Origin of the sequence: Caballeronia sp. Sq4a (assembly GCF_023170545.1) — a bacterium.
Classification (GTDB): Bacteria; Pseudomonadota; Gammaproteobacteria; order Burkholderiales; family Burkholderiaceae; genus Caballeronia.
Genome location: NZ_CP084250.1, coordinates 1,978,147 through 1,998,067 on the forward strand (window position 1 = coordinate 1,978,147; position 19,921 = coordinate 1,998,067).

At 64.2% G+C, this 19,921-nt stretch carries 22 protein-coding genes; 2 read left to right on the top strand and 20 right to left on the bottom strand.

Annotation, left to right across the window (positions count from 1 at the left end; translation table 11 throughout):
- Positions 1 to 109: 109 nt before the first annotated feature.
- The 16 genes from lepB to LDZ24_RS09470 all read right to left on the bottom strand — a co-directional run bounded on the left by lepB (position 110) and on the right by LDZ24_RS09470 (position 14,653).
- Positions 110 to 1,003 (bottom strand): signal peptidase I, encoded by an 894-nt coding sequence (gene lepB / locus LDZ24_RS09395; RefSeq protein ID WP_244846912.1) that lies wholly within the window; start codon positions 1,001 to 1,003, stop codon positions 110 to 112.
- 57 nt (positions 1,004 to 1,060) lie between these two features.
- Positions 1,061 to 2,851: a translation elongation factor 4 gene (gene lepA / locus LDZ24_RS09400; protein WP_244846913.1), complete on the bottom strand. Its 1,791-nt coding sequence runs from the start codon at positions 2,849 to 2,851 to the stop codon at positions 1,061 to 1,063.
- 125 nt (positions 2,852 to 2,976) lie between these two features.
- On the bottom strand, positions 2,977 to 3,237 hold the full coding sequence (locus LDZ24_RS09405) for a glutaredoxin family protein (RefSeq protein WP_248320240.1): 261 nt from the start codon (positions 3,235 to 3,237) through the stop codon (positions 2,977 to 2,979).
- Between the two features lie 10 nt (positions 3,238 to 3,247).
- Positions 3,248 to 4,792, bottom strand: coding sequence for a DegQ family serine endoprotease (locus tag LDZ24_RS09410; protein WP_248320241.1), 1,545 nt, complete (start codon positions 4,790 to 4,792; stop codon positions 3,248 to 3,250).
- 23 nt (positions 4,793 to 4,815) lie between these two features.
- The gene (locus LDZ24_RS09415; protein WP_248322324.1) at positions 4,816 to 5,802 is read right to left on the bottom strand and encodes a MucB/RseB C-terminal domain-containing protein; all 987 of its coding nucleotides are present in this window, start codon (positions 5,800 to 5,802) and stop codon (positions 4,816 to 4,818) included.
- Positions 5,803 to 5,859: 57 nt separating this feature from the next.
- Entirely contained in the window at positions 5,860 to 6,498 is a 639-nt protein-coding gene (locus LDZ24_RS09420; RefSeq protein ID WP_248320242.1) for a sigma-E factor negative regulatory protein, read from the bottom strand.
- A gap of 84 nt (positions 6,499 to 6,582) precedes the next feature.
- Positions 6,583 to 7,182, bottom strand: coding sequence for an RNA polymerase sigma factor RpoE (gene rpoE / locus LDZ24_RS09425; RefSeq protein ID WP_159836660.1), 600 nt, complete (start codon positions 7,180 to 7,182; stop codon positions 6,583 to 6,585).
- Between the two features lie 95 nt (positions 7,183 to 7,277).
- The gene (locus LDZ24_RS09430) at positions 7,278 to 7,679 is read right to left on the bottom strand and encodes a protein YgfX (RefSeq protein ID WP_248320243.1); all 402 of its coding nucleotides are present in this window, start codon (positions 7,677 to 7,679) and stop codon (positions 7,278 to 7,280) included.
- A 91-nt stretch (positions 7,680 to 7,770) separates the two neighbouring features.
- The gene (gene fabF, locus LDZ24_RS09435; protein ID WP_248320244.1) at positions 7,771 to 9,009 is read right to left on the bottom strand and encodes a beta-ketoacyl-ACP synthase II; all 1,239 of its coding nucleotides are present in this window, start codon (positions 9,007 to 9,009) and stop codon (positions 7,771 to 7,773) included.
- Between the two features lie 146 nt (positions 9,010 to 9,155).
- Positions 9,156 to 9,395, bottom strand: coding sequence for an acyl carrier protein (acpP, locus tag LDZ24_RS09440; protein WP_004197638.1), 240 nt, complete (start codon positions 9,393 to 9,395; stop codon positions 9,156 to 9,158).
- A gap of 239 nt (positions 9,396 to 9,634) precedes the next feature.
- Entirely contained in the window at positions 9,635 to 10,375 is a 741-nt protein-coding gene (gene fabG, locus LDZ24_RS09445; protein WP_248320245.1) for a 3-oxoacyl-ACP reductase FabG, read from the bottom strand.
- Positions 10,376 to 10,386: 11 nt separating this feature from the next.
- Positions 10,387 to 11,319, bottom strand: a complete 933-nt coding sequence (gene fabD, locus LDZ24_RS09450) for an ACP S-malonyltransferase (protein WP_248320246.1) — start codon at positions 11,317 to 11,319, stop codon at positions 10,387 to 10,389.
- 132 nt (positions 11,320 to 11,451) lie between these two features.
- Positions 11,452 to 12,441 (bottom strand): beta-ketoacyl-ACP synthase III, encoded by a 990-nt coding sequence (locus tag LDZ24_RS09455; protein WP_248320247.1) that lies wholly within the window; start codon positions 12,439 to 12,441, stop codon positions 11,452 to 11,454.
- Positions 12,441 to 13,583: a phosphate acyltransferase PlsX gene (gene plsX / locus LDZ24_RS09460; protein ID WP_248320248.1), complete on the bottom strand. Its 1,143-nt coding sequence runs from the start codon at positions 13,581 to 13,583 to the stop codon at positions 12,441 to 12,443. The genes LDZ24_RS09455 and plsX overlap by 1 nt, the downstream gene beginning before the upstream one ends.
- 139 nt (positions 13,584 to 13,722) lie before the next feature.
- Complete coding sequence (rpmF, locus tag LDZ24_RS09465; protein ID WP_159836666.1) at positions 13,723 to 13,902, bottom strand: 50S ribosomal protein L32; 180 nt, start codon at positions 13,900 to 13,902, stop codon at positions 13,723 to 13,725.
- Positions 13,903 to 14,035: 133 nt separating this feature from the next.
- On the bottom strand, positions 14,036 to 14,653 hold the full coding sequence (locus LDZ24_RS09470) for a DUF177 domain-containing protein (RefSeq protein ID WP_175944479.1): 618 nt from the start codon (positions 14,651 to 14,653) through the stop codon (positions 14,036 to 14,038).
- 271 nt (positions 14,654 to 14,924) lie between these two features.
- Here LDZ24_RS09470 and LDZ24_RS09475 point away from each other — a divergent pair, with 271 nt between their 5' ends.
- Both LDZ24_RS09475 and LDZ24_RS09480 read left to right on the top strand, forming a co-directional pair.
- Positions 14,925 to 15,536: a Maf-like protein gene (locus LDZ24_RS09475; protein WP_248320249.1), complete on the top strand. Its 612-nt coding sequence runs from the start codon at positions 14,925 to 14,927 to the stop codon at positions 15,534 to 15,536.
- Positions 15,533 to 16,252 carry an SAM-dependent methyltransferase gene (locus LDZ24_RS09480; RefSeq protein ID WP_248320250.1) on the top strand — a complete coding sequence of 240 codons (720 nt, stop codon included), beginning with the start codon at positions 15,533 to 15,535 and terminating at the stop codon, positions 16,250 to 16,252. Before LDZ24_RS09475 ends, LDZ24_RS09480 begins: the two co-directional genes overlap by 4 nt.
- A gap of 12 nt (positions 16,253 to 16,264) precedes the next feature.
- Here the strand turns inward: LDZ24_RS09480 and LDZ24_RS09485 are convergent, their stop codons facing one another.
- From LDZ24_RS09485 to LDZ24_RS09500, 4 genes are read right to left on the bottom strand one after another with little or no spacing between them, the layout of a single operon-like run.
- Complete coding sequence (locus LDZ24_RS09485) at positions 16,265 to 17,233, bottom strand: S49 family peptidase (RefSeq protein ID WP_248320251.1); 969 nt, start codon at positions 17,231 to 17,233, stop codon at positions 16,265 to 16,267.
- Positions 17,234 to 17,280: 47 nt separating this feature from the next.
- Positions 17,281 to 17,667: a Rieske 2Fe-2S domain-containing protein gene (locus LDZ24_RS09490; RefSeq protein WP_248320252.1), complete on the bottom strand. Its 387-nt coding sequence runs from the start codon at positions 17,665 to 17,667 to the stop codon at positions 17,281 to 17,283.
- A complete protein-coding gene (locus tag LDZ24_RS09495; RefSeq protein WP_175944490.1) occupies positions 17,664 to 18,323 on the bottom strand; it encodes an HAD-IA family hydrolase in 660 nt (219 codons plus the stop codon). The genes LDZ24_RS09490 and LDZ24_RS09495 overlap by 4 nt, the downstream gene beginning before the upstream one ends.
- Positions 18,324 to 19,319 carry an RluA family pseudouridine synthase gene (locus tag LDZ24_RS09500; RefSeq protein WP_248320253.1) on the bottom strand — a complete coding sequence of 332 codons (996 nt, stop codon included), beginning with the start codon at positions 19,317 to 19,319 and terminating at the stop codon, positions 18,324 to 18,326.
- Positions 19,320 to 19,921: the final 602 nt, after the last annotated feature.

The following is a 19,921-nucleotide window of genomic DNA, read 5'->3' on the forward strand; positions in this document are numbered from 1 at the left end:
CCGATTCCGCCCGGCGAGCCGGGAAAACGCGTGGCGAGACGGTCTTAGCCGCGCTTCTTCACGCCGTTTCGAAGCAGCGCCGACGCGAGCGCGACGGCACCGCGATGGATCACTCGAAGGAGCCGATGCGCTTCAGGTTGCTGAAGTTCATCCAGATGAAGAACGCGCGGCCGACGATGTTGTTGTCCGGCACGAAACCCCAGTAGCGGCTGTCGGCGCTGTTGTCGCGGTTGTCGCCCATCATGAAGTAGTGGCCCGGCGGCACCTTGCAGGTCACGCCTTGCGCGTTGTAGACGCAATTGTCGCGATACGGAAAGTCGTCCGCGCCGACGACGAACGGCGGCACTTGCGGATTGTTGAGGATGGCGTTCTTGCGGCCGTCGAGATCTTCGATGAACTGCTTCGCGTAGCCGATGCGCTCGTCGTCGAAGTAGTCCGGCTGCGGCGTTTCCGGCACCGGCTTGCCGTTGATCGTGAGCTGCTTGTTTTCGTACGCGACGGTATCGCCCGGCAAGCCGATCACGCGCTTGATGTAGTCGACCGATTCGTCTTTCGGATAGCGGAACACGACGACATCGCCGCGCGTGAGCGGCTTGCCTTGCGTCAGCTTCGTGTTGCTGATCGGCAGGCGCAGGCCGTACTCGTATTTGTTCACCAAAATGAAGTCGCCGACGAGCAGCGTCGGCACCATCGACCCGGACGGAATCTTGAACGGCTCGACGATGAACGAGCGCACCACGAACACCGCGAGAATCACAGGGAAAAAGCTCGCCGTGTATTCGAGCCACCACGGCTGGCGCAGCGCCTCGTTGCGCAGGCGCGCGCGCGTTTGATCGGCGTTTTCATCGGCAAAACGCTCGCCGACGCGTTCCTGCTGGCGGTCGAACTCGGCCACGGCAGCGTCCGCCGCGCGACGGCGCTGTTTGACGAACACCAGTTTGTCCAGCACCCATGCAATACCCGTCACCACGACGAGGATCAAGAGAATCAATGCGAAATTCATCAATCGCTTCCGGTTGTTATCGTCGGTTGTTGTTCTGCGCCCGGCGGCGCGCGAACGTCACTCGTCCACGCGCAGGATGGCGAGGAAAGCCTCTTGCGGAATCTCGACAGAGCCGACCTGCTTCATGCGCTTCTTGCCCGCCTTCTGCTTTTCGAGCAGCTTCTTCTTGCGCGTGATGTCGCCGCCGTAGCACTTCGCGAGCACGTTCTTGCGCAGCGCCTTGATGTTTTCGCGCGCGATGATGTTCGAGCCGATGGTCGCCTGAATCGCCACGTCGTACATCTGGCGCGGGATCAGCTCGCGCATCTTCGACGCGACTTCGCGGCCGCGGCTCTGGCTTTGCGAGCGGTGAACGATGACGGACAAGGCATCGACCTTGTCGCCGTTGATAAGCATGTCGACCTTCACGACATCCGCCGCGCGGTATTCCTTGAACTCGTAGTCCATCGACGCGTAGCCGCGCGACGTCGACTTCAGGCGGTCGAAGAAGTCGAGCACGATTTCCGCCATCGGGATTTCGTAGGTCAACTGCACCTGGCGGCCGTGGTACTGCATGTTGATCTGCTGGCCACGCTTGTTCGTGCAGAGCGTGATGACCGAGCCGACATACTCCTGCGGCATGTACAGATTCACCGTGACGATCGGCTCGCGCACTTCCTCGATCTTCGACGGCTCCGGCATCTTCGCCGGGTTCTCGACCTGAATGGTGCTGCCGTCGCGCTGGACGACTTCGTACACCACCGTCGGCGCGGTGGTGATGAGGTCCATGTCGAATTCGCGCTCCAGCCGTTCCTGCACGATCTCCATGTGCAGAAGGCCGAGGAAGCCGCAACGGAAGCCGAAGCCCAGCGCCTGCGACACTTCCGGCTCGAATTGCAGCGAGGCGTCGTTGAGCTTCAGCTTTTCGAGCGATTCGCGCAGCGCGTCGTACTGGTTGGCTTCGACCGGATACAGCCCGGCGAAAACCTGCGGCTTCACTTCCTTGAAGCCCGGCAGCGGCTCGGCGGCCGGACGATTCGCGACCGTCACGGTGTCGCCGACCTTCGCGGCCGTCAGTTCCTTGATGCCCGCGATCACGAAGCCGACCTGCCCCGCCGACAATTGCGACAGGTTCGTCGACTTGGGCGCGAACACGCCGAGATGCTCGACCGGATATTGAGCGCCGGTCGCCATCATCTTGATCTTGTCCTTCGGCTTCAGCGTGCCGTTGAAAATGCGCACGAGCATCACGACGCCGACGTAGTTGTCGAACCACGAGTCGATGATCAGCGCCTGTAGCGGCGCGTCCGGATCGCCCTTCGGCGGCGGCACTTTCGCGATCAGCGATTCGAGCACGTCTTCCACGCCGAGGCCGGTCTTCGCGCTGCAATGCACGGCGTCCGTCGCATCGATGCCGATGACGTCTTCGATCTCGGCGATCGCGTTTTCCGGATTCGCGGCCGGCAAGTCGATCTTGTTCAGCACCGGCACGACTTCCACGCCCAGTTCGATTGCCGTGTAGCAATTGGCAACGGTCTGCGCCTCGACGCCCTGACTCGCGTCGACGACGAGTAGCGCCCCTTCGCAAGCGGAAAGCGAACGGCTGACTTCGTACGAGAAGTCGACGTGTCCGGGGGTATCGATCAGATTGAGGTTGTAGACCTGGCCGTCACGCGCCTTGTAGGTGAGCGCCGCCGTCTGCGCCTTGATCGTGATGCCGCGCTCGCGTTCCAGGTCCATCGAATCGAGCACCTGCGCTTCCATCTCACGATCGGACAGCCCGCCGCACAACTGGATGATGCGGTCCGCGAGCGTGGACTTGCCGTGATCGATGTGCGCAATGATCGAAAAGTTACGAATATGATTCATTCAGTGCCGATCAAGCGAAAAAGGCGCGCCCTCACACATGCGGAGCACGCCTTGAAAAATTGGGGGAAAACTTCTGCATTTTAGCCGAAAAGGGGGTGGACAGGCGTTTTCGGCGTTCGGCGGCTCTATGAACGGCGCGAGGCGAGCGCCGCCAGGACGGCATTCGCGTCGAGCCGGTGCTCGCACAACTCGGCGCCGTCCAGCATCAGCACGGGCACGCGCTCGTTGTAGCGGGCCTCCAAGAGCGGATCGTCGTCGATATCGATCCACTCGATCGCGACGCCGAAGCGTTGCGCGATGGGCTCGAGCTCCGCGCGCATGTCTTCACACAGATGGCACCACGCGCGCCCGTACAGCAGGAAATGCGCGGCGTGGTCCGCCGTCATCGCGCGGCCGTCACTTCTGCGCCGGCACGCGCGGGCGCAGCGGCACGAACTGCGTGTTGTCGCCACGGCGCACGAGAATCGCGACCATCTTGCTGGCATCGAGCCCCTGCGCGATGGATTCGAACTGCTTCGCGCTCGTGATGTCCGTGTCGCCGATCCGCATGATGATGTCGCCCTTCTGGAAGCCCGCGCGCGCCGCCGGCCCTTCGACGGCATCCACCTGCACGCCGCCGTTGAGCTTGAGCGCCTTCTTCTGCTCGGCCGGAATGTCGCTCACCGCGAGGCCGAGCGAATTGCTCGCGCGCTCCTTCGGCTGCGGCGCCCGGCGCTGCTCGGTCTTCGCGACCTTATCCGGCTGCATTTCCGCGATGGTGATCGGCAGATCGCGCGACTGGCCCTTGCGCCAGATCGTGATCGTCGCTTTCATGCCCGGCTTGCTGTCGCCGACCATGCGCGGCAGGTCGGTCGCCGTTTCCACGTTCGCGCCGTTGAACTTGAGGATGATGTCGCCCGGCTGGATGCCCGCCTTGTCGGCCGGACCGCCCGCCTCGACGCTGCTGACGAGCGCGCCCTGCGCCTTCGGCAATCCGAGCGAATCGGCCACGTCCTTCGTCACCTCGCCGATCGCGACCGCAATGCGCCCGCGCGTGACTTTGCCGGAGGTCTTCAGCTGATCCGCCACGCGCATCGCCTCGTCGATCGGAATCGCGAACGAAATGCCCATGAAGCCGCCAGTGCGGCTATAGATCTGCGAATTGATGCCGATGACTTCGCCCGCCATGTTGATGAGCGGACCGCCCGAGTTGCCGGGATTCACCGCGACGTCGGTCTGGATGAACGGCAGGTAGTCGCCGGTGTCGCGGCCCTTCGCGCTGACGATGCCGGCCGTCACCGTATTGTCGAGACCGAACGGCGAGCCGATGGCGAGCACCCATTCGCCGACGCGCACCTTGTTCGAATCGCCGATGGTGATGGCCGGCAGATTCGACGCGCTGATCTTCACGACCGCGACGTCCGTGCGCTCGTCGACGCCGACGAGCCGCGCCTTGAACTCGCGCTTGTCGGTGAGCGTGACGTAGATGGTGTCCGCGTCGTCGACGACGTGCGCGTTGGTCATCACATAGCCGTCGGTCGACAGGATGAAGCCCGAGCCGACGCCGCTGCTCTGCTCCGAGTTGTCCTGGCTGTCATCGGGCGGAAGGCTGCGGCTGCCGCCCTTGCCCTGATCGCCTCCGCCGCCGCCACCACCGCCGCCGCCGCCACCATTGCCGCGCGGCGAGCCCGGCTGCCCCGGCATCGGAATGCCGAAGAAGCGCCGGAAGAACTCCGACATGTCGCCTTCGTCGAGGCCCGGCGGCAAGCCGCGCATCTCGCCCGACGAGCCGACGCGCGAAGTCGTGCGGATGTTCACGACCGAAGGCCCGACCTTGTCGACGAGCGAGGTGAAGTCCGGCAGATTCACCGTGGGCGCTGCCGCCGCCGCGTGCGAGATGAACGGCAGGCACACGGCGAGCGCCGCGGCCGCGATGAACTTGCGCAGCGAGTAGTTGCTCATGGATGGAAGGCCGAGGGATTCGATTACTTGGAAGGCTTGTATTCTATGGTAGAAGCAAATTGCTGCAACGTGGCTTGCGGCACTTCGCCCAGCAAAGTAATCCAGAAATCGCCGCGACGCTTCACGAGCACATGCGTCGCGCCGTTATTGCCCGCGCCTTCCTTGCGGGAATTCTTCTCGACCGGCTCGACAAACACGGAAATGGCGGCGAGGCCGTCGGAGAACACCGCCTGATCGACCGGAATCGGCGGCTGGCCCTGCTCGCTCGACGCCATCGGCCGGCGCAGTTCGCGGATCAGCCTGAAGCCGGGAATGGTCGGCTTGATCTGCCAGCCCTGCGCCTGCAAGTCGACCGGCTGCACCGGCGGGCGCACGACGTTCCAGCCCGCCGTGGCGCGCATGCCGTTCGCGATCGAGGCTTTATCGATTGCCCCGCCGATACGCACCTGCGAGAACGAAAGCTGTTCGAGCACCTGGCCGTCCGGATCGAGCGTCTGCGCGCGCAGCAAGAGACCGGTCTTCGCGTCCGCCCACAGCTTGTAGGCGAAACGATATGCATCTTTCGGATCGAGTTCGATCACCTGACTCTCGATGCCCGCGACACGGTCGGTGCCGAGCAGCTTCGGCTCGTACACCGCGAGCACCTGATCGCCGCTCGTGGCGAGCAGCGCAGGAAACGAGTCCTTGCTCTGCCGATGCTCCATGACGAGCAGATGCCGCTCCGGCACGAACGTGAGCATGTCGTCGTCGTGGCGCAGCATCCGGCGCGGCGCGCCGTCGAGACTTTCGAGCGATTCGTAGTCGCCGTCGCCGTGGGTGGCGACGTGCGTGATGCGCGACGACTGCACCGTCGCGCCGCGCTGATAAAGGAAGGTGCCCTCGTAATTCTGCTGCTGGGCCGCTTCCTGAATGCGATTGAGCAGGTTGGCGGCGACTTTGCGATCCGGCGCGTTGCCGCTGTCAGCGAACGATGCGGATGCCGCGCACAACAACGCGGCTGCGCAGACCATGAATGCCGGCAGCCGCCCCCAATATCTAGTTTTATTCAACCGCACACCTGCCTTCAGTTATTGGCTCTGCGTTGTCACCGCCGCGCGAATCAGTGGCATGGCGCCGGGCATCGCAGGCTGCTGCGAGAACTGCTGATGCGCTTCGAGGTACTGATCGAGATTCGCGTCGCGGATGATGTTCGCCTCGACGACCGGCGCGGCGGTGGTCACGGCCGGCACCGACGCGAGCGCGACGCGCTGCACCGAATCCGGCTGCGCGACGCTCGCCACTTGCGCGCCCGAGCGAACGCCGACGCCCTGCATTTGCGGCACGACGATCCATGTGAGCGTGGCCGCGGCGGCCGCGACCGCGAACGCCGGAACCACGCGCCGACGCAGCATGCCGCTGCGCGCCTTTTTCGCCGAAGCCGATGCCGCAGGCGCCAGCACGTGCGCTTCGGCCTCGAAGCGCGACGCGAACGACGCCATGAACGCGCGGCTGCGCACCGGGCTTTCGGCGAGATCGTCGGAACGCAGCGCGTCGCCGATCAGATGATAGTCGGACCACGCCGCGCGGTCCTCGCTCGTCAGTTCCGCCAGGAACTGACCGATGTTTCCGATTTCGCCGAGCGATTCACCGTCGACGAACGCCGACATGCGCTCCCCGCGCGAGCTTGCCTGCGAATTTCCCTGCGCCTGCATCGAGACCGACCCCATGATGCTCCCCAATCCTTCGAAACCAGCCGTAGTGACACCACCTAACCCAGATATCGCGTCCGTGTCCCGAAGTTTCCAGCCGTCTTACCAGCGTTTGCCTTCGGGTGTGTCCAACAACGGACGCAATTTTGCCGCAATGGCTTCCCGAGCACGGAAAATTCTTGATCTGACGGTGCCGATCGGGCAGTCCATCATCTCCGCGATTTCCTCGTAACTCAATCCTTCGATTTCCCGGAGCGTGATGGCGGTGCGCAATTCCTCGGGCAGAAGCGCCATCGCAGCATTGACCGTTTGAGCGATCTGCTTGCTCATCAACATCGACTCGGGCGTGTTGATATCCCTTAGTTGGTCGGCGTCGGAGAAAGTTTCCGCCTCTTCCGCATCTGCTTCGGTAGAAGTGGGAGCGCGGCGTCCCTGCGTCGCGAGGTAGTTTTTCGCGGTGTTGACGGCAATGCGGTACAGCCAGGTGTAGAACGCGGATTCGCCGCGAAACTGCGGCAGCGCGCGGTAGGCTTTGATAAAGGCGTCCTGGGCGACGTCCTCGACTTCGGCGGGATCGCGCACGAGGCGCGAGATCAGTCGAATGATCTTGCGGTGGTATTTGGCGACCAGCAGTTCGAACGCGGCTTTGTCGCCCTTCTGCACGCGTTCGACCAGCACTTGGTCGATTTCTTTTTCGCTCACCTGGGAATCCGTTTGACTTGGGGCTGTTGCGCGGACGGGTATTGTAGCGTCACGGACTTCGCGTTATCCCGGACGCTCATCTACCGTTACAGTCGTTACAGGTAGGCGCTCGCCGCTCGGCGGGCGCGCACGGCAAGCTGGCGGAAGGTGTCGGAATCGATGGAATCCGCCGCGACGAGAAGCGCGCGCGGCCCGCCTTTTTCCGATGACAACGTGAGCGCGACGACCGCGCCCCATTGCGCGCAGCCGACGATGCGCCGGTACTGCGCGTAGCCCGCGCGGTCCCAGACCGTGACGCCGTCCGCGTGCAGGCCGATGGCGGCCGGTTGACGCAGCGTCCAGCGCACGCCGGCCAGCGCGAGGACCGCTAGACACGCGAGCGCGGCCACGGTTGCGTGAAGCGGCCCGAATTGCGCGAAGACCGTCCGGAAGACGGCCGCGTCCGCCAGAACGACAAAACCGATGAGCGCCGCGAACAGAAAACGCGAAGGCCGCATGGGGATGCGCGGCGGTGTGCCCGCTTTCCCATGCGGCCGATTCAGATGCGCGCCCGTCATCGTGTCCCCCATCCCGACGACTGCGCCGTGCTCAGAAACGCTTGAAGACGAGCGAGCCGTTCGTGCCGCCGAAGCCGAACGAGTTCTTCACCGCGACGTCGATCTTCATTTCCCGCGCCGTGTTCGCGCAGTAGTCCAGGTCGCACTGCGGGTCCTGATTGAAGATGTTGATGGTCGGCGGCGAGATCTGATGATGCACGGCGAGCACCGTGAACACCGACTCCAGCCCGCCCGCGCCGCCGAGCAAGTGCCCGGTCATCGACTTCGTGGAGTTCACGACGATGTTCTTCGCGTGATCGCCGAGCGCGCGCTTGATGCCGATGGTTTCCGCGATGTCGCCGAGCGGCGTGGACGTGCCGTGCGCGTTCACGTAGTTGACTTCGTCCGCATTGACCTTCGCGTTCTTCAGCGCGTTGACCATCGCGCGGCGGCCGCCGTCGCCGTCTTCGGGCGGCGCGGTCATGTGGTAAGCGTCGCCGCTCATGCCGTAGCCGAGCACTTCGGCGTAGATCTTCGCGCCGCGCGCTTTGGCATGCTCGTATTCTTCCAGCACCATGACGCCCGCGCCTTCGCCGAGCACGAAGCCGTCGCGGTCCGTGTCCCACGGGCGGCTGGCCGTCGCGGGGTCGTCGTTGCGCTGCGACAGCGCGCGCGCCGCCGCGAAGCCGCCGATGCCGAGCGGGGAAACCGTCGCTTCCGCGCCGCCCGCGACCATCACGTCGGCGTCGCCGTATTCGATCAAGCGCGAGGCTTCGCCGATGCAGTGCAGGCCGGTGGTACACGCCGTGACCATCGACAGATTCGGACCCTTCAGGCCGAAGCGAATCGACAGATGGCCCGAGATCATGTTGATGATCGACGCCGGGACGAAGAACGGCGAGATGCGGCGCGGACCGCGATTGAGCAGTTCGGTTTGCGTGACTTCGATCATCGGCAGCCCGCCGATGCCCGAGCCGACCACCACGCCCACGCGCTCCGCGTTTTCGTCGGTGATCGCAAGACCGCTGTCCTGCATCGCCTGAACGCCTGCCGCGAAGCCGTAATGGATGAAGGTATCCATGTGGCGCGCTTCCTTGGCGGGCATGTAGTCTTCGATGTTGAAGCCCTTCACCTCGCCCGCGAAACGCGTGGAGAAGTTCGCGGCGTCGAACTTCGTGATGTTGGCGATGCCCGACTTGCCCGCCACCAGATTGGCCCAGCCGTCGGCAACGGTATTGCCGACAGGCGAAACGAGCCCAAGGCCTGTAACAACAACTCGACGACGGCTCACGGTAACCCCTTATCCATAGAATGACGAAAAGCAAAAGCCACAGCGGCCACAGGAAACCGCCCTGTGTGCCCTGTGGCTGTTAAATCGGTCTTTGCAGCGACGATGCTTCAAGCTCGAAGAGCGACGGGTCGCTGGCGCGTCCGGCATTAGGCCTTGACGTTGGCGCGAGCGTAGTCGATCGCTTGCTGAACCGTGGTGATCTTCTCGGCTTCTTCATCGGGGATTTCCATGCCGAACTCGTCTTCCAGCGCCATCACCAGTTCCACCGTGTCGAGCGAGTCAGCGCCCAGATCGTTCACGAACGACGCTTCGTTCTTGATTTCGGCTTCCGCCACGCCCAGTTGTTCGGCGACGATCTTCTTCACGCGCTGTTCGATGTTGTCCATGCAGCCCTCCGAGGGAATAAAAGTTCAAAAATACGAGTGCGCGCATTTTATCAGGTTTGTACCCGCAAAATACGGCGCGTCAGTTCCATGCTTCGCCGCCTGCTGCGCGTCATCAAGGCGCGAGCCGACGGCCTGCATCGTTCGTTGCTGCCGCGCTGTACGGGGCGCGCATGCTGGTAAGAGCATTTTGCGCGCCCGTGTGCCGCGCGGATATTAAGCGATATTCGGCGAAATGCCTACTACATGTACATGCCGCCGTTCACGTGCAGCGTCGTGCCCGTGATGTAGCCGGCAAACGGCGACGCCAGGAACGCCACCGCATGGGCGATGTCTTCGGGACTGCCGAGCCGGCCGAGCGGAATCTGCGCGGTCAGCGCGGTGCGCTGCTCGTCCGGCAAGACCTTCGTCATGTCCGTGTCGATGAAACCCGGCGCGATGCAGTTCACGGTAATGCCGCGGCTGCCGATCTCGCGTGCCAGCGCCCGCGTCATGCCCGCGACGCCGGCTTTCGCCGCCGCGTAGTTCGCCTGACCGGGATTGCCCGACGAACCCACCACCGACGTGATATTGATGATGCGGCCGCCGCGCGCTTTCATCATCGGGCGCAGCACGGCGCGCGACAGGCGGAACACCGCGCGCAGGTTCGTGTCGATGACGGCGTCGAATTCGTCGTCCTTCATGCGCATGGCGAGCTGATCTTTCGTGATGCCCGCGTTGTTCACGAGCACGTTGAGGCCGCCGAACTCCTTCACGGTGGCTTCGATGAACGCGTCGGCCGCTGCGGCGTCGTTCACGTTCAGCACCGCGCCGCGGCCCTTGCCGCCCGCCTGCGCCAGCGCTTCGCTGATGCCTGCCGCGCCGCTTTCGCTCGTGGCCGTGCCGATGACGGTCGCGCCCTGACGCGCGAGTTCCAGCGCGATGGCGCGCCCGATGCCGCGCGATGCGCCGGTGACGATAGCTACCTGATTGTCCAAGTTCATGTCGTTGCCTCTTATCCTGCGATCAGTTTGCGCGTTTCCTCGAGCGAGGCCGGATCGAACACCGCGCCGCCGACCAGATTGCCGTCAATGCGCCTCGTGAGCCCCGCGAGCACTTTGCCCGGACCGCATTCGATCACATGCGTGACGCCTTCACGCGCCATCACCTGCACGCACTCGACCCAGCGCACGGGACCCGCGGCCTGACGCACGAGCGCGTCCTTGATCGCGGCGGGGTCCGAGACCTTCGCGACGTCGATGTTATTGATCAGCGGAATGCGCGGCGGCTCGATGCGGACGTTCGCGAGATAGTCGCGCAATTGGTCCGATGCGGGCTTCAGCAACGACGAGTGGAACGGCGCGGAAACCGGCAGCGGCAACGCGCGCTTGGCGCCCTTTGCCTTCGCCACTTCGCACGCCTTTTCGACCGCCGCCTTCGCGCCCGCGATTACCACTTGCGACGGCGCATTGAAGTTCACCGCTTCCACGACGCCCGCCGACGCGCTTTCGGCGCACACCGCGCGCACCGTGTCGTCGTCGAGACCGAGAATCGCCGCCATGCCGCCCTCGCCGACCGGCACCGCGCTCTGCATCGCCTGCGCGCGAAAGCGCACGAGCGGCACGGCGTCCGCGAATGCGAGCGCGCCGGCCGCGACCAGCGCCGTGTATTCGCCGAGGCTGTGACCTGCGACCAGCGCGGGCGTAAGGCCGGTTTCCTTTTCCCACACGCGGTAGATGGCGTACGCCGCCGTGAGCATCACCGGCTGCGTGTTCGTCGTCAGATTGAGCTCTTCGGCCGGCCCTTCGGCGATCAGCTTGGCGAGATCCTGCCCGAGCGCATCCGATGCCTGCTGCACCGTCTCGCGCACCACGGCGTGGTCGGCGAATGCGTTGAGCATGCCGATCGATTGCGAGCCTTGGCCCGGGAAAACGAACGCAAATTTCATATCGTCCTCGTTGGATTGGAATGATCCGCGTGTGCGTCGAGGGCGTGCGCGGCGGCGCCGGTTGCGCACGCGGCGCGCAGCTTCATCGGCAGCGGATCAGTTGCAGATTAATGGAGGGAGACGGATGAAAAATCAGTAGCGGAAGACCGATGCGCCCCACGTGAAGCCGCCGCCGACGCCTTCGATCAGCACGTTCTGTCCGCGCTTGATGCGGCCGTCGCGCACCGCGACGTCGAGCGCGAGCGGAATCGACGCCGCCGAGGTATTGCCGTGGTCGCCGACCGTCACCACCATGCGCTCCTGCGGCAAGTGCAGCTTGCGGCAGGTGCTCTGCATGATGCGGATGTTCGCCTGATGCGGAATGAGCCAGTCGATTTCCTGCGGCGTGAGATGCGCCTTCTGCAGGGCTTCGATCGCGACCTTTTCGAGCACGTTGACGGCGAGCTTGAACACCGCCTGGCCGTCCATGTGCAGGAATGCGCTGCCGCTCACGACGCCGCCGTTCACGTTGCCCGGCGTGCAGAGAATGTCCGCGTAGCTGCCGTCCGCGTGGAGCGCGCTCGCGAGCACGCCCGGCTCTTCCGACGCCTGAAGCACCACTGCGCCCGCGCCGTCGCCGAACAACACGCAGGTCGTACGGTCCTTGAAGTCGAGAATGCGCGAGAACGTCTCCGCGCCGACGACGAGCGCCGTGCGATGCATGCCGCTACGAATGAAGCTGTCCGCCGTCGCCATGCCGTACGCGAAGCCCGAGCACACGGCCTGCACGTCGAACGCCGCGCCGTTGTTCTTGATGCCCAGCTTGTTCTGCAAGAGGCACGCGGTGCTCGGAAACACGAAGTCGGGCGTCGACGTGGCGACGATGATGAGGTCGATCGACTGCGGATCGATGCCCGCCGCCGCGATGGCCTTCTGCGAAGCGATGAGCGCGAGATCGCTCGTGGTCTGATCGGGAGCCGCGAAGTGCCGCGCGTGAATGCCCGTGCGCGCGACGATCCATTCGTCGCTCGTCTCGACGCCTTGCTGCGCGAGACGGTCCGCCAATGCCTGATTCGTGATGCGCTCGGAGGGCAGATAGCTGCCAGTGCCGAGCACGCGAGCGTAGAGATTGGATTGAGCCATTATGCCTTCGTGTGTTGCGCGGTGCCGGACGCGTCCGGCGGGTTAGGCGAGGGGTTAGGCGAGGAATGCGGCTGAAGCGCGAGCGCGTCGGCGGGCGCATCGGCAGCCGGGGCGCTCGCGCCCGCATCTTGCGCGGACAGCGCATTTTCCTCCATCGCGCGCACGAGGCGTTCGAGCACGCCATTTTTGACGGCATCATACCCGCGTTTGATCGCCCACTCAAAACCGTACGCTTCCGCGGAGCCGTGACTTTTGATCACGAGCCCGCGCAGGCCGAGGAGCGCCGCGCCGTTGTATTGCGCCGGATCGACGCGCTTTCGGAACCGCTTGAGCACCGGCATGGCGACGAGCGCCATCAGCTTGCTCGAAAGCGAGCGCGTGAATTCTTCCTTGATCATGTCGGAGAGCATCTTGGCGAGCCCTTCCGACGTTTTCAGCGCCACATTGCCGACGAAGCCGTCGCAGACGACGACATCGGTCGTGCCTTTGTAGATGTCGTTGCCTTCCACGTTGCCGTAGAAGTTGAGCGTGCTCGCGCGCAGCAGCTCGCCCGCGCGCTTGATCGTTTCGTTGCCCTTGATGACTTCTTCGCCGATGTTGAGCAGCCCGATGGTCGGCCGCTCGCGGCCTTCGATCGCGGACACGAGCGCGTGGCCCATTTCGGCGAACTGCAACAGATGCTCGGGCTCGCAATCGACGTTCGCGCCGAGATCCAGCACGGTCGTATAGCCCTTCTGGCTCGGCATCGCGAAGGCGATGGCCGGCCGCTCGATGCCCGCGAGCGTCTTGAGCACGTAGCGCGACACGGCCATGAGCGCGCCGGTATTGCCCGCGGAAATGCAGGTCTGCGCCTCGCCTTCTTTCACGAGGTTGAGCGCCACGCGCATCGACGAATCTTTTTTCTTGCGCAGCGCGACTTCGACCGGGTCGTCCATGGCGACGACTTCGGTTGCCGGAACGACGGTGAGGCGCGGCTCGTCGAGCGCCTTCGACTTTTTCAGCTGGGCGCGGATCGCCTGTTCGATGCCGACGAGCATCAGGTGCGCGTCGGGATGCGAGCGCACGAAATTGACAGCGGCGGGAACGGTCACGGCCGGACCGTGGTCGCCTCCCATGCAGTCAATGGTTATCTTTACGGTCATGGAAAGCGACGAATTTCAGGCACAAAAAAGCGGCAGTGAAATGCCGCCTTCTTGTCGTACCGGGAAAGTGTCAACAGCGTGCCAGGCGCGAGCCACCGCAAGACGGCGATGCGCACGCGGCAAAGCAGAGAACGAACGCTTAGTCGTTCTTCGTCTTGACGACTTTCTTGCCACGATAGTAGCCGTTCGGGCTCACGTGGTGACGCAGATGCGCTTCGCCCGTGCTCGGCTCGACAGCCAGCGGCGCCGTCGGGAGGAAGTCGTGGGAACGGTGCATGCCGCGCTTGGACGGCGACTTCTTGTTTTGCTGAACTGCCATGATTACTCCAGAAAAATTTTGCGAATTCTAACACAGGGCGGCCCGTCTCCGCGTTCGCGGAAAACTCCGGCCGTCCCGGCCCACCGCTCGAAGCGGGAGATTGCGTGCGGCGAAGACTCGCCGCACCGCGCCATCAATGCTTCTTGTCGTCCGGACCGCTCGTCTTGAGCTTTTCCAGAACGGCAAACGGATTCGGTTTCTCGGCTTCCTCGCCGCCTTCGTCGGCCTCGTCCTCGGCGCTGCCTGCGAGCAGGCTTTCATGCACTTCCGGACAGACGCTGTGCTTGGGCACGAGCGGCAAGGAAAGCAACAACTCTTCTTCGATCAAGTCGATGAGATCGAACTGGCGCGAGCCGACGATCACTTCGATTTCATCTTCGTCGAGCGGATACTCGTCTGCTTCTTCCTCCGTCGCGACGATCCGATACGTCGCGTCGACGTCGAGATGTTGCGAGTACGGCGAAAGACAGCGCTGGCACGTGAGCCACACCGAACCGTGCACCGCGAGGCGCAGATACGGCTGCGGCGCTTCCGTGCCGTCGTCCTGCAATTCCGGCTGGGTCGAGCCCTCGCCCTGCCAGGTGAAGACCGTGTCGTCCTCTGGCGCGTCCGCCGGTACTTCGGCTAACATGCGCGGCATTTGCGACGTACGCAACGCGCCCGCTGCCTGCCGCTTGTTCTCGGCGAAATCGTAAAGGTCGAGCGCGCGCAGATCAGCGAGGCTCGCAGGTTTGCCAGGATTCTGAGTCATGCGCGCTCCTGCCTTATGCCGGGTTGTTCATTCTTTCATCGGCCGATGCAGCGTTTTTTCGTGCGGCTTGCATCGGTTTGCATGCACTCAGTATGCACTGCCCGCCGGCTCAGAGCACGCCAGGCACGTACTCATTTGCATTCCCGCCCGCGCCAATGCCCTGACAGCCGATGAAAAGCCCAAAATCATATAGGCTTTATTCTTTCGAGTCAAATAGTTAAGGCTGCGTACGCGGTCTGTGGCTTATCCACCCATTTCACCGGTTTTAAACATGTCGATTTCTCAAGCGCCGCGCCTCGTGCTGGCGTCCAGTTCGCCGTATCGGCGCGAGTTGCTGCAGCGCCTGCGCCTTCCGTTCGACGTCGTTTCGCCCGATATCGACGAAACTCCGCTCGAAGGCGAAACGCCCGAAGCCACCGCCGTGCGGCTGTCGATTGCGAAGGCGCGCGCCGCCGCCGGGCGCATGACGGACGCGGCGGGCGCGCTCGTCATCGGCTCCGATCAGGTCGCGACCTTCGATGGCCGTCAGCTCGGCAAACCGGGCACGCACGACAACGCCGTCGTACAGCTTCGGTCGATGCGTGGCCGCAGCGTCGAATTCCACTCGGCACTCGCCCTCTTCGACACGCGCACGGGCGACGTGCAATCCGCCGACGTCGTTACGCGCGTGCGCTTTCGCAATTATTCCGACGCCGAAATCGAAGCCTACTTGCGCGCCGAAACGCCCTACGACTGCGCGGGAAGCGCGAAATCCGAGGGTCTGGGCATCGCGCTCCTGGATGCGATCGACTCGGACGACCCGACAGCACTCATCGGCCTGCCGCTCATCGCGCTGACGAAGATGCTGCGCGCCGCCGGCTTCCCGGTTCTGGGGGCGGCATGAGCGGCGTTCTCTATTTGATTCCAAACACGCTCGGCGAAGGCGACGCCGCCGCGCTCGCGTCCGTGCTTCCCGAGCCGGTGCGCGCGCAGGCTGCGGCGCTCGGTTACTACATCGGCGAAAACGCGAAGACCACGCGGGCGTTTCTGAAGAAAGTCGGCACCGAACGGCCGATTCAGGAAATCGAGATACGCGAGCTGAACGTGAACACGCCGCGCGCCGAAATCGACCGGCTGCTTGCGCCGATTCTCGCGGGCGCCGACGCGGGCCTCGTTTCCGAAGCGGGCTGCCCCGCCGTCGCCGATCCCGGCGCGCTGCTCGTGCGGCGGGCGCACGAGCGCGGCGTGAAAGTGGTGCCGTTCGTCGGTCCGAGTTCGATCCTGCTCGCGCTGATGGCCTCGGGCATGAACGGCCAGAGTTTCGCGTTCAACGGCTATCTGCCGGTGGATGCAGCGGAACGCGGGAAGCGCCTGCGCGAGCTCGAACAGTTGTCGCGCAAGGCGAATCAGACGCAGATTTTCATCGAAACGCCGTACCGCAACCGCGCGATGCTCGACACGCTCGTCGCGGCCTGCGCGCCTTCGACGCTGATCTGCGTGGCCGTGGACCTGACGCTGCCGGGCGAACAAATCGTCACGCGCACGGCAGCCGACTGGAAAAAGCACGCCGCGCCGGACCTGCACAAGCGCCCGGCCATTTTTCTGCTGCTCGCGTCGTAAGCGCGTTACGAATCAGCGCAACTGCACCTTGCCGCCGAGCGTCAGCGCGCGCACGGCGGCATCGCCCACGGAAGCGCCGAAGCGCCGCACCACGCGCTCGCTGATGCTTTCCTTCTGCGTGTAATCGACGATATCCGGCTGCTTGATGATCTCGCGCGCCACGTAGTTCGCGTCGCCGAAGCCGTCCGCGAGACCCAGCTGCACGCTTTTCTCGCCCGTCCAGAACATGCCGGAGAAGAGATCCGGATCGTCCTTCAGACGCTTGCCGCGCCCCTCTTTCACCGCGTCGATGAACTGCGTGTGAATCTCGTCGAGCATGTCCTGAGCGTGCGCGGTCATTTGCGGCGTTTCGGGCGAGAACGGATCGAACGCGCCCTTGTTCGCGCCCGACGTGTGCATGCGGCGCTGGATGCCGAGCTTGTCCATCAGGCCCGTGAAGCCGAAGCCGTCCATCAGCACGCCGATCGACCCGACGATGCTCGCGCGATCCACATAGATGCGGTCGGCCGCCGCCGCGACGTAATAGCCGCCCGACGCGCACATGTCGTCGACGACCACGTAAAGCGGCGTCTTCGGATACTTCGCGCGCAGCCGGCGAATCTCGCGATTGATGATGCCCGCCTGCACCGGACTGCCGCCCGGACTATTGATGCGCAGGATCACGCCCGCCGTGCCGTCGTCCTCGAACGCGCTTTGTAGCGCGCCGTCGATGTTGTCGGCGCTCGCGTCGCTATTCGCGGAGATTTCGCCCTGAAGGTCGATCAGCGCCGTGTGCTTGCCGGACTTGGCGACGTGATCGCCGGTGAAATCGAACACGCCCCACGCGATCAGCGCGAGCACCGCGAGAAAGACGAAGCGAAAAAAGATGCGCCAGCGGCGCGCCGCGCGTTGCTCGCGAATGGCGGCAAGCGCGACGCGTTCCAGCGCGTCGCGCTCCCAGTTGTCGTTGCCGCGCGGGTTGGGCGAAAGGTTATCGGACATGCGTGGTCTTCCGGTCGTACGGCCGGGTCAAAGGAAAAGAGGGAAAATCAGGCGGGGCGAAGCGCGTCGTCGGGCAGCCAGAACACCGCGCGGCCTTCCGGCGTCTCGCGCTCCTCGACCGCGACAGGCCGAAGCCGCGCGCCGCGACAGGGACCGCCGACGCACTTGCCGGTGTCCGGCTCGTAGATCGCGCCGTGCGTCGCGCACATCAAGTATAGGCCCGAGCTTTCGAAGAACTGGCCTTCGGCCCAGTCGAGTTCCATCGGCACGTGCGCGCAGCGGTTCAGGTAGCCGTAGGGCTTACCGTCGTAGCGGACGAAGAAAACGACCGCCTCGCCGCTCGCCTCCTGAGCGCCGAGCCGCACGCCCGCGCCGCCATCGACCAGTTCGTCCGCTGCGCAAACGCGCACCGCCTCTCGTGTCGGCTCGGTCATGCGTGCTCCCGCAGCCAGCCGGCCAGCGACGCGACGCTATCGGCGCAAAAACGCGGCTGCAACGCGGTGAGCGAATCCGCCGGATGCGCGCCGTAGGCGACGCCCACGCCCGCCGCGCCTGCGTTGATGGCCATTTGCAGGTCGTGCGTGGTGTCGCCGATCATCAGCGTGCGGGACAGGTCCTGCCCTAGTTCGCGCGTGAGTTCCTGAAGCATTGCGGGATGCGGCTTCGAGAAGGTTTCGTCGGCGCAGCGCGTGCCGTCGAAGACGCTCGTCAGGCGCGACTGATCCAGCGCCCGGTTCAGCCCGACGCGGCTCTTGCCCGTCGCCACCGCCAGAAAATAGCCCTCGTCGCGCAGTTCCTGCAACAGTTCGCGCACGCCGGCGAAGAGTTCGGTTTGCTGGCCCATCGTCAGAAAATGGAAGCGATACCGCTCGGCGAGGCGCGGATAGTCCTTCGTGTCGAGCGTCGGCGCGCAGATTTGCAGCGCGTCCTTGAGGCCGAGGCCGATCACGTAGCTCGCGGATTCGTCGGCGGGCACCGGCAGGCCGAGGTCGCGGCACGCCGCCTGAATGCTCCGCGTGATATGGACGGTCGAATCCATGAGCGTGCCGTCCCAGTCGAAAACGATCAGATCGAATTGCTGCCGCGCCATTTATGTCTCTCGGTTTTTGAGTTGTTCGATGAAGCGCTTGCACTCGGCGGGCAGCGGCGCTTCGAACTGCAGCGGCGCGCCCGTCGCGGGATGCGTGATTTTCAGCCGATACGCGTGCAAAAACATGCGCTTGAGCGAAGGCATCGCGCTCGGCCGCGCGAGTTCCTTGTTCAGCGCGAAGTCGCCGTATTTCGCGTCGCCCGCAATCGGCAGGCCGATGCTTTGCATGTGCACGCGAATCTGGTGCGTGCGGCCGGTCTTGAGTTCCGCTTCGACCCACGCGTAATCCGTCCAGCGTTCGATCAGATTGAACACCGTATGCGACGCCAGCCCGTTTTCCTGAACGCGCACGCGCCGCTCGCCGTCCGCCGCCACGTATTTGTGCAGCGGCGCTTTCACGATGCGCCGCCGGCCCCAGTCGCTCGGCCAGTCGCCGTGTCCGAGCGCGTAATAGCGCTTGTCGACGCGATTTTCGCGGATCTGCTCGTGCAGATTGACGAGCGCCGCGCGTTTCTTGGCAAGCATGAGCACGCCGGACGTTTCGCGGTCCAACCGATGCACGAGTTCCAGGAACTTCGCGTGCGGCCGCGCGTTGCGCAGTTGCTCGATGACGCCGAACGCCACGCCGCTGCCCCCGTGCACCGCGACGCCCGACGGTTTGTCGATGACGATCAGGTGCTCGTCTTCGAAAAGAATCGGGAATTCGGCGGCGGGCGCATTCGACGACACCGGCGCTTCGTCGGCCTGCGCGATGCGAATCGGCGGCACGCGGACGACATCGCCCAGTTCCAGCCGGTACGCGGCGTCGATGCGGCCCTTGTTCACGCGCACTTCGCCGCTGCGGAGAATCCGGTAAATATGGCTCTTGGGCACGCCCTTGCAGACGCGCAACAGGAAGTTGTCGATGCGCTGTCCGGCAGCGGTTTCATCGACTTCGATCATCGACGTGCGCTCGCTTGCAACTTGTTTATGGGATGTTTTGCCTAACTCATTCATTCTGAATATAATTTGCGAGCAGCCTGAAAAGGCCGGACTCGACTCAGTTACCCATGAGGAGCTACGGCGCGATTCATCAGACTGTACAGGTGCAAGCGATAAACCATTATTTTACTTGCGCCCAGGGCCGGTTGCTCGCCCGGAAAATCGAGCAACGAGTTGCACGCACGGCGATATCACCGGCAGGGACGGAGCCCACAGGCGCGTTCGGTCGGGTCGATCGCCGATCGGTAACGGATTTTTGGTCAAAAAGAATTTCATCGGCGAGAACTGATGGCATCCGGACGTTCAACCGGCTGCCCGCCCGATTCAGCCCTGCCATCGAGCAAGGGGCGAAGACGGCACATCGGGGCTCGCCGATTTGCGAACAACGGCGACGCATCTCGCTGCTGCGCTGATTCCTGCGAAGCGCGAGACGCAAAAAAACGCCGCAACGAGGCGAGACACGGCAAGCAGGCGGGAGCACGTAGCCCGCGGCTGCCGGCGCGGCACGTCCGCGAAGACGAAGATCGGTAACGAAGCATCGCGCCGGTTCGCGCGACACCGCTCTTCCTTTCGCGAACGCCGTCGGGAGGGAAAGGCTCTGTTGAAAGAGCGCTGCG

Bases quoted from the DNA above. Each gene is read 5' to 3' on its own strand.
- lepB (WP_244846912.1), bottom strand. From the start codon at position 1,003: ATGAATTTCGCATTGATTCTCTTGATCCTCGTCGTGGTGACGGGTATT.
- lepA (WP_244846913.1), bottom strand. From the start codon at position 2,851: ATGAATCATATTCGTAACTTTTCGATCATTGCGCACATCGATCACGGC.
- LDZ24_RS09405 (WP_248320240.1), bottom strand. From the start codon at position 3,237: ATGACGGCGGACCACGCCGCGCATTTCCTGCTGTACGGGCGCGCGTGG.
- LDZ24_RS09410 (WP_248320241.1), bottom strand. From the start codon at position 4,792: ATGAGCAACTACTCGCTGCGCAAGTTCATCGCGGCCGCGGCGCTCGCC.
- LDZ24_RS09415 (WP_248322324.1), bottom strand. From the start codon at position 5,802: ATGGTCTGCGCAGCCGCGTTGTTGTGCGCGGCATCCGCATCGTTCGCT.
- LDZ24_RS09420 (WP_248320242.1), bottom strand. From the start codon at position 6,498: ATGGGGTCGGTCTCGATGCAGGCGCAGGGAAATTCGCAGGCAAGCTCG.
- LDZ24_RS09430 (WP_248320243.1), bottom strand. From the start codon at position 7,679: ATGCGGCCTTCGCGTTTTCTGTTCGCGGCGCTCATCGGTTTTGTCGTT.
- acpP (WP_004197638.1), bottom strand. From the start codon at position 9,395: ATGGACAACATCGAACAGCGCGTGAAGAAGATCGTCGCCGAACAACTG.
- fabG (WP_248320245.1), bottom strand. From the start codon at position 10,375: ATGAACTTGGACAATCAGGTAGCTATCGTCACCGGCGCATCGCGCGGC.
- fabD (WP_248320246.1), bottom strand. From the start codon at position 11,319: ATGAAATTTGCGTTCGTTTTCCCGGGCCAAGGCTCGCAATCGATCGGC.
- LDZ24_RS09455 (WP_248320247.1), bottom strand. From the start codon at position 12,441: ATGGCTCAATCCAATCTCTACGCTCGCGTGCTCGGCACTGGCAGCTAT.
- plsX (WP_248320248.1), bottom strand. From the start codon at position 13,583: ATGACCGTAAAGATAACCATTGACTGCATGGGAGGCGACCACGGTCCG.
- rpmF (WP_159836666.1), bottom strand. From the start codon at position 13,902: ATGGCAGTTCAGCAAAACAAGAAGTCGCCGTCCAAGCGCGGCATGCAC.
- LDZ24_RS09470 (WP_175944479.1), bottom strand. From the start codon at position 14,653: ATGACTCAGAATCCTGGCAAACCTGCGAGCCTCGCTGATCTGCGCGCG.
- LDZ24_RS09475 (WP_248320249.1), top strand. From the start codon at position 14,925: ATGTCGATTTCTCAAGCGCCGCGCCTCGTGCTGGCGTCCAGTTCGCCG.
- LDZ24_RS09480 (WP_248320250.1), top strand. From the start codon at position 15,533: ATGAGCGGCGTTCTCTATTTGATTCCAAACACGCTCGGCGAAGGCGAC.
- LDZ24_RS09485 (WP_248320251.1), bottom strand. From the start codon at position 17,233: ATGTCCGATAACCTTTCGCCCAACCCGCGCGGCAACGACAACTGGGAG.
- LDZ24_RS09490 (WP_248320252.1), bottom strand. From the start codon at position 17,667: ATGACCGAGCCGACACGAGAGGCGGTGCGCGTTTGCGCAGCGGACGAA.
- LDZ24_RS09495 (WP_175944490.1), bottom strand. From the start codon at position 18,323: ATGGCGCGGCAGCAATTCGATCTGATCGTTTTCGACTGGGACGGCACG.
- LDZ24_RS09500 (WP_248320253.1), bottom strand. From the start codon at position 19,319: ATGAATGAGTTAGGCAAAACATCCCATAAACAAGTTGCAAGCGAGCGC.